6 protein-coding genes are annotated in these 7,774 nt (G+C 35.8%); 2 read left to right on the top strand and 4 right to left on the bottom strand.

Features of this window, described 5'->3' with window-relative positions; all coding sequences use genetic code 11:
* On the bottom strand, positions 1 to 482 hold a 482-nt coding region (locus M0Q17_RS04390; RefSeq protein WP_295083703.1), incomplete at its 3' end, for a flavodoxin-dependent (E)-4-hydroxy-3-methylbut-2-enyl-diphosphate synthase.
* Between the two features lie 253 nt (positions 483 to 735).
* On the opposite strand from M0Q17_RS04390, the gene M0Q17_RS04385 reads away from it, so the two are divergent.
* The gene (locus M0Q17_RS04385) at positions 736 to 1,980 is read left to right on the top strand and encodes a hypothetical protein (protein WP_295083701.1); all 1,245 of its coding nucleotides are present in this window, start codon (positions 736 to 738) and stop codon (positions 1,978 to 1,980) included.
* A 71-nt stretch (positions 1,981 to 2,051) separates the two neighbouring features.
* On the opposite strand, the gene M0Q17_RS04380 is transcribed toward M0Q17_RS04385, so the two are convergent.
* A complete protein-coding gene (locus M0Q17_RS04380) occupies positions 2,052 to 4,034 on the bottom strand; it encodes a TonB-dependent receptor (protein ID WP_295083699.1) in 1,983 nt (660 codons plus the stop codon).
* A 206-nt stretch (positions 4,035 to 4,240) separates the two neighbouring features.
* On the bottom strand, positions 4,241 to 5,239 hold the full coding sequence (locus M0Q17_RS04375) for an agmatine deiminase family protein (protein ID WP_295083697.1): 999 nt from the start codon (positions 5,237 to 5,239) through the stop codon (positions 4,241 to 4,243).
* 16 nt (positions 5,240 to 5,255) lie between these two features.
* Here M0Q17_RS04375 and M0Q17_RS04370 point away from each other — a divergent pair, with 16 nt between their 5' ends.
* Complete coding sequence (locus M0Q17_RS04370; protein WP_295083695.1) at positions 5,256 to 6,272, top strand: alanine racemase; 1,017 nt, start codon at positions 5,256 to 5,258, stop codon at positions 6,270 to 6,272.
* A gap of 15 nt (positions 6,273 to 6,287) precedes the next feature.
* On the opposite strand, the gene M0Q17_RS04365 is transcribed toward M0Q17_RS04370, so the two are convergent.
* On the bottom strand, positions 6,288 to 7,724 hold the full coding sequence (locus tag M0Q17_RS04365) for a methyl-accepting chemotaxis protein (protein WP_295083693.1): 1,437 nt from the start codon (positions 7,722 to 7,724) through the stop codon (positions 6,288 to 6,290).
* Positions 7,725 to 7,774 lie beyond the last annotated feature (50 nt).

Below are 7,774 nucleotides of genomic sequence, written 5' to 3'. Positions count from 1 at the left end.
AAAAATTTGATGTTGTATTCGGCTGATGCCACCATCCCCTGAGATGTTTGTCCATATTTGTTTAAGAACTCTTTTTCCAAACTTCCAGCATTTACGCCAATTCGTATAGGAATATTTCTTGTTTGACAAGCTTTTACAACCTCTTTTACTCGCTCTTTTGAGCCGATGTTTCCGGGATTTATGCGTATGCAGTCAACAACTTCTGCAGCTATGAGTGCTAGACGATGGTTAAAGTGGATGTCTGCAACAAGAGGGAGTGAAATCTGCTCCTTGATTGACTTTAGTGCGAGGGCATCTTCCATTTGAGGAACTGCAACGCGAACTATATCGCAGCCGGCAAAGTGGAGCCGTTTTATCTGCGCAACAGTGGAAGCTACATCTGAGGTTTTTGAAAATGTCATGGATTGCACGCTAATAGGCGCATCCCCACCTACTGCTACATTACCGACAAATATCTGTTTTGTTTGTACTCTTTTTATCATAAAGAGATTTTAGCTTGATTGGGATAAAAAGGTGCTTTATTTTAATATGTATATACATGTGAAAATAGGAGGAGTTAAAATCTAAAAGTAAGGTTTGTATAGACATATTTACGTCATGGAAGTTATAAATAATTATAGTATAATTGGAATAAATTTTATAGATATTTAAAATGTTCTCAACAAAATAAGATATAAAATATATAAAAAATGCTTTTTTTACAAATCAGCCGACAACGGTAAGAACAGGGTAATTATGTCTGCTACAATTATAAATATTATAAAAATTTTAAATTCTAACGAAAACCTGATAACACATTGCTATAAAGGCAAAGATGATTTGACCTGTATTTCTGAAAAATTGGTAGATAAAATAAACGCTTATTTAAAAACAGAATCAGAGGAGGAGGCAAATCAAAAGGAGCTTATCAGGCAGGCAGTTAGAGAAGCACATAATCTGCATGAGAGTGATATCGTATTTTTTAAAAATGATTGTATCTTTATAAAATTTTTCGATACTTCTAAAGTGAAGATTATTCCTGAAGAGGAAAAAGGAACGATTGCAGGTAGATATAACGGGCTTGATGAAGATGAACTAAAATTATTTTATGATAATTTTTGTAGTGCAAAAGAGAGCGATGATTTTTATCGTGAAGCTGCAAGAGAGTTTATAGATATCTATATAATTGAGAAAAAGATAGACAATGAAACCTATGAAAAATATGTTTTTCAATATATTCAATCAATCATAAATGAGAAGTTAACTTCAAAATATGACAAAAATGAGATTTTTTTCAAAGGGTTTTCGGGATATGTTTTTAGAATACACTTTGAGGAGATGTTTGAATATATCGCACATTTTATACTCTTTGAAGTAAGTATGTTAAATAAACAGGTTATAGATTTTTTAAACTACTACTCTTTAAATGTCATAGTCGTTAACGGCAAAAAATATAAAGTTCCTCAAATCAAAGCACAGAGCGGCTTAAAATGGAACGTTGTTTCAATGATGTCTATAGTAAAAATCTACAATAAAGTTGCTCTATCCATAGAGCAGATTAATTCTAAAAGAGAACTTTTAGCAAAAGAGCTTAGTGAATTTAGCACAGCAAAGCTCTCCCCGATTGAATATAATAGTATGATAAATAAAAATATTGATGAAATTACTTTAGAAATCAATGCTGCCTTAAGAAGACAAATCACACTTGAAGATGTGCTGGCTACCTCAAAAGATGAAAAAGAGGGAAAAAAACTCAAAGATGATATAAGAAATATCAAAAATCTCTTACAATCTTTAGCAGATAACAAAAAGAAGCTAAGTGAAAAACTTATAAAACAGCATGTTTTAATGCAGTACAACAACATCAAAAAAGATATGGACTCTCTTAAGAGACAACAAAAAAGAGATGAAAAAATTCTACAACAAAATGAAGAAGCATATTTATCGATAAAAACTTCGCTTATTAAAGCGTTAATAGCAAAAAAAAGACAATATTTATAACAAGCAACAGCTCATATAGCTAAAAAAGGGGCTCTATTTTCACATGCACATGCATGCGAAAACAGGAGGAGTTAAAATTTAAAAGTAAGGTTTGTATAGATATATCTTCCCGGTTCGTTAAGAAGCATTGTATCAGGACCGCTGCCGGCTAAAAGGATTAAATCTGCGTATGTGTTTGAGAGAACATAAGTTTTATCAAAAAGATTGTTTACTCCTAGAGTGAAATCAAAATTTTTGTTTACCGCATGTTTTACCTTCATATTTACAATTGCCCATGAGCCTAGCTCTTGTTCGCCGCTGTCTGCATCATAATCACTCCATTTATCTGAAGCTTGTAATTCAAGAGTAGCTACAGAGTTATTCATGTACTCATAGTTTAGAGCTATATCTCCTCTTAGAGGTGCGATATCTGCTAAATCTTTGTCTGCTCCCGCAGCTACATTATCTTTCTCGCCGACTTTATAAGATGCTTTCATGTCAACACTAAGAGCATCTGTAGCATAAATAGAGGCACTTAACTCTGTCCCGTAAACTGTTGCATCTATATTATTGAAGGTATTTGCGCTTTTGATATAGTAGATATAATCGTCTAGCGTAGAGTAGAAAGCTTTGATTTTAAATCTCATCAGGTCGTTGTTAAGTTCATACCCTAAATCTACTTCGGTGTTTGTTGTTTGCTTTAAATCATTATTTCCAGCAGGGCTTGAAAGATAGAGTTCTCTTGCATCCGGAACACGGCTTGCTTGTCCAAAACCTAAGAAAATTTTATTTTCTTTGTTTAGGTTATAAGTAGTTAGGAGATTTGCGCTAAGTGCATCATAATCTCTTGATCTTTTTGTAAGATCATCAGGTGTAATCTCTGTATCATCATATCTTGCTCCAATTTCAACATCAAAATTACCTGTTGTTTTTTCAAGCTTTGCAAAGATTGCTCTGTTTTTCGTTTGCGTGTGCGTAAGACTTATGGAGTGTGCGCCCTCAACTTCCGTTGTTGCATCTGTCATGTACTTTTCACCTTCCCATGTTCTTTTGCTTCCGTCAAGTCCGACTAAAAGTTTGTAAGAAGCTATGTCAAAACTATTTTTGAGTTTGATGCCCTCCATGGAAGTTTTTAGACGATTTGTGCTGTAACTTGCAGCACCTGCTATTCTAAATCTTGTATCCATTGGGTGATCAACGTCTGAGTAGTAGTATTTCAAATTGATATTTTTGTATATATCACTGATATTTTTTATATCATATGCAATGCTGTAGATATTTGAGTAATCATACGCGGCATCCATTTTGGAGTTTGGATAGAGTACATCATCACTTCTGTTGTTCGTCATACTTAAACGAAGTTCTTGATCATCCGTTACAGTGATATATGCTTTTGTCATAAGACTTTTTTTCTTATATGCTTGCATATCATGATATTGCGATTGATATTTATTGCCACTTAGTGCCGAGCCGTTTAAAACTGCATTGTCAATTTGTTCTGCTAAAGTATTTCCGTCACCGTCTTTATACTGATCGCCTGTTTCGGTTGATCCGCTTATTAAAACTCTGATAAAATCATTTCCGCCGCTTACCGTAGCACCTACTTTTCTATAGTTCCAGCTTCCCACACCAAAGGTAACTTCCCCGCTTAAATCTTTTGTAGGTGCTTTTGTTGTTATCTTAAGACCACCGCTTAGCGTTCCAAAGTTTTCAACATCATAAGGTCCCTCAATAACTTCGACATTTTCAATTTGACTTGTTACGATATGTGACGTCGGTGGATCCATTCTGTTTGGACATGCACCGAAAATTTTTGTGCCATCAACATCAATAGAGATATTGTCTCTTTTTTGACCGCGGATGTAGATGTCGTTTGCGATACCGCTACGGCGGTTCATATCTATGCTCGGTACACTTGAACTAAGAGCCTGTGCCAAATCAGCAGAGAGCTGAGCATTTTGGCTAACTTCTGTAATGATAGTGGATTCGATGCTTATCTTAGGAAGCTCAAGCTCATTTGCGCCCAAAACAGCGACTGCAACTAATGACAATGGAATAATTTTTTTATATAACATAAAATCAACCTTTATTTTCTAAATTAGTTAATGGTATAACAATAGTGTTACAAAAGTGTTAAATTTATCTCTAAACATTATGATAAAATTGCGGTATGAGTAAAATTGAAAAGATAAAACGAATAATTTTGATTATTTTGGGTTTAAGTTTCTCGGCTTATTTGCTATATAGCGGATTTGCTATTTTAAACCAAGAGGAAGCCCTCTTAGCAGGAGATGTTAACTCCAGCGGCAAAGTTCATAGTAACACAGTGAAGTGAGCCATGCTGCTTTATAAGTGAGAAGCAGTTGATGCCTATAATATCTTTTGTTGGGAAGGTTTCTCTAAAAATACTCAGCGCCTCTTCATCTCTCTTTACCCCGTATGTCGGAACTAAAACGGCACCATTAACAAACAAAAAGTTAGCATATGTTGCAGGGAGTCTCTCGCCGTTAAAAAAACATGCATCACTCATAGGAAGTGCTATAAGTTTAAAATCGTATGCTTTTGAGAATGCTTGAAGCTCCTCTTGCATAAGTTTTAACTCTAAGTAGTGCTCATCGCTCTTATCTTCGCATTTAACATACATTATGGTTTTTTCATCTATAAATCTAGCTAAAGTATCTACATGCGAGTCCGTGTCATCTCCTGCCAGATAGCCGTGGTTAAGGTATAAAACCCTACTCATGCCGAACTCTTCTTGAACTCTTTTTGTCATCTGCTCCCTGTTTAGCGAAGCATTTCTATTTTTGTTTAATATGCACTCTGAAGTCGTAAGGATGGTATCTAAGCCGTTGCTCTCAATAGCGCCGCCTTCTAAGATTAAATCTACCTTTTTAAGCTCTTTGTCATAACATCTTTTTATAGCGCTGCTCATGGCGTTATCTTTTGAGGCTTCAAACTTTCCGCCCCATCCCGTAAATGTAAAGTCAAGAAGCTTTACGGTATTGTCCTCTTTAAGGCAAAGAGTAGAACAGTCTCTAGCCCAAGTATCGTTTGTTTCATACTCTATAAAGTAGAGATTTTCATTTTCGTCAAATCTACTCTTTACGCTCTGTAGATCATCACAAATAACAAGACACTCTTGATATTTGGTAATTGCATTTATGATGTTTATAAATGTCTCTTGTGCCTCTGGCAAATACTCTACCCAATCACTTTTTGCATGCGGAAATATAATTTGCGTAAAACTCTGTTCTTCAAACTCTGCAATTAATCGTCTCATTTGCTATAATTCCTTTATGGCTACTATAATTTTAAATAAAAATAATTTCTTTAACAATCTCGACATTATCTCCAAAAGTACCAAAACAAGAGATAAAATTGCACTAGTATTAAAAGATAATGCGTATGGACACGGGCTATTAGAGGTGGCTTCTATGGCAAAAGAGTATGGCATCAGTAAAGCGGTTGTTTGCTCATGTAAAGAAGCTAAATTAGTAGATGATTTTTTTGAGTATATTTTGGTTTTAGGCGAGATACCGACTTCAAAAAGCGACAAGATACGTTATACGATAAATGATATAAAAAGTATAGATAAATTTCCCATCGGCACCAAAGTGGAACTAAAAGTAGATACGGGAATGCACCGAAACGGCATCTCCATGAGTGAACTAGAGGAAGCGTTTATAAAAACAAAAGAAGCAGGTTTGCTCCTAGAAGCTGTTTTTACGCATCATAGTAGCGCTGATGAGCTTACAAGTGAGTGGTTTTGGCAAAAAGAGAATTTCAAAAAAGTAAAAGAGAAGTCACGTATGCTTGCACATGAGCTTGGGCTAGGTGCTCTTAGATTTCACTCCTCAAACTCAGCCTCGCTTTTTCGACTCACAAATTTTGATGAAGATATGACAAGAGTTGGAATAGCAGCTTATGGCTGCTTAGAACTTCCAAAAGCGCTCCAAGTGGATGGGTTGAAACCTGTCTTGTCTCTTTGGGCCACAAGACTCTCATCAAGAGCAGTAAAAGCAGGAGAGAGAGTTGGTTATGGCGGCGATTATGTAGCCCATAGAGATTGTGTCATTAGTAACTACAACTTTGGATACGGTGATGGGTTCTTAAGAGCCTGCGCAAATGGCTATGTTACTCCAGAGGGGGTAGAACTTCTTGGTAGAATCTCCATGGATAACAGCACCTTCGCAACCTCCAAAGAGAAGCTTTTGGTATTTAACGATGCAAGAGTTGTCGCAAAGTATGCAAAAACAATCGGTTATGAGGTCTTAACAGCGCTCAAAGAAAAAATCAAAAGAGAGATAGTTTAGAACTTTTTTAAAGAGCTATTTTTTTGTGGGGTCAAGTTCCTCGACAATTTTGTCTAGTACATGAAATAGTTTTAAACTCTCCTCTTCCATCATTTCAAAATTATTAATAATTGTCTTCTCATTTTTAGGATCCATTGCAGTTCCTTCTTCAATATACGTTACATTTTTTATCGCATGGTCATGCACCTTCGCATGCGGCTCATCTATAAACTTATAGTTTTGCGTATGACCGTAAGCCTCTTTTCCTACGCCCAGATACCATTTTCCTAAGCGGCAGTTTTTATGATCTGAAAAAGATGAGTTACTTTTTTCTCCTATCACGGAGGAGTAAGCGTTTGATTTAAATAAGATATGGTCAATTTTTATTAAGACCATAAAGAGGGAATCTCTGATATAGCCGGCATAATCTGCCGAATCCTTAGCATTAGTATGAAAACCTTCAAGCGTATCTGCAAATATATTTATGGTTTGTGTTGCATTTTGGGCAATAGTTGACATTTCTTGTGAGCTGTTTTCTATATCTTGCGACTCTTGTTGCAGAGCAGATATGGTTATAGATATCTCTTGTGTTGCTTTTTGAGTTCTCTCGGCTAGTTTTCTTACTTCATCTGCAACAACGGCAAATCCTCTGCCATGTTCACCTGCGCGGGCAGCTTCAATCGCGGCATTAAGCGCTAGAAGGTTTGTCTGTTCTGCAATATCTTTGATAAGATCCGCCATAGCAGATATCTCTGTTGAGCGCTCAGAGAGACCGCTAATATTGTGATGAGTAGCGTCGATTTTTTCTATTAGTTCATGAAACTGATTCATAACATCATTCATGGAGTTAATGCTTTTGCTTGCTTGGGTTGCCGTATTTTTAGAGAGGCTTGATATGGTATCTATCTCTTTGGAGTTGCTTAGCAGATTATCTTGAATAACCTTTAAACCATGAGCTATTCCTCCGCCTAAATCATGGAGTTTTTGTGTAAAGTTGCCCCTGATTTGAAGTTTATAACCTCTTTCTATATCTTTAACAGAGCTGTTGATTGTTTGAGCTGCTGTGGCTAAGGTTGGATTTAAATCCCCTGTTTTAGCATAGTAAGAACTATTTATATCTGCTGCAACATCAATGGCTTTCATCGTCTCTTGCATATAAACTCTTATTTGAAAAAGCAGAGAGTTAAACTCTTCTGCGAGTTTTTTAATCTCGCCAACTCCTATAACAGGTGCGACGATATCTAAATTTCCCGCTGATGCTTTTGTTATTGCAACAGTTACCTCCTCAATGGACTTTTTCACGATAAGGAGTTGTGAACGCAGATAAAAAGCCAAACTAATATGTACTATTATCATGCCAACAACAATAGTCGAAGAGCCAAGCAGAAGAATTTCTACAAAAAATCCTATAATGAAAAGTATGAGCTGGAGTAAATTTGATAGTGCAACATTTTGTAAAGTTGAGGTATTCATAAACATCCTAAATATTAGAATTTATAATGTGATAATACTCTAATGATAAA

The sequence above is a fragment of the Sulfurimonas sp. genome, assembly GCF_023229105.1.
Classification (GTDB): Bacteria; Campylobacterota; Campylobacteria; order Campylobacterales; family Sulfurimonadaceae; genus Sulfurimonas.
Note: the sequence above shows the minus strand (reverse complement) of the source record. Positions and strands in the feature narration are given on the sequence as shown.

Coding starts and splice junctions, on each gene's coding strand:
- M0Q17_RS04365 (WP_295083693.1), bottom strand. CDS start 7,724: ATGAATACCTCAACTTTACAAAATGTTGCACTATCAAATTTACTCCAG.
- M0Q17_RS04370 (WP_295083695.1), top strand. CDS start 5,256: ATGGCTACTATAATTTTAAATAAAAATAATTTCTTTAACAATCTCGAC.
- M0Q17_RS04385 (WP_295083701.1), top strand. CDS start 736: ATGTCTGCTACAATTATAAATATTATAAAAATTTTAAATTCTAACGAA.
- M0Q17_RS04375 (WP_295083697.1), bottom strand. CDS start 5,239: ATGAGACGATTAATTGCAGAGTTTGAAGAACAGAGTTTTACGCAAATT.
- M0Q17_RS04380 (WP_295083699.1), bottom strand. CDS start 4,034: ATGTTATATAAAAAAATTATTCCATTGTCATTAGTTGCAGTCGCTGTT.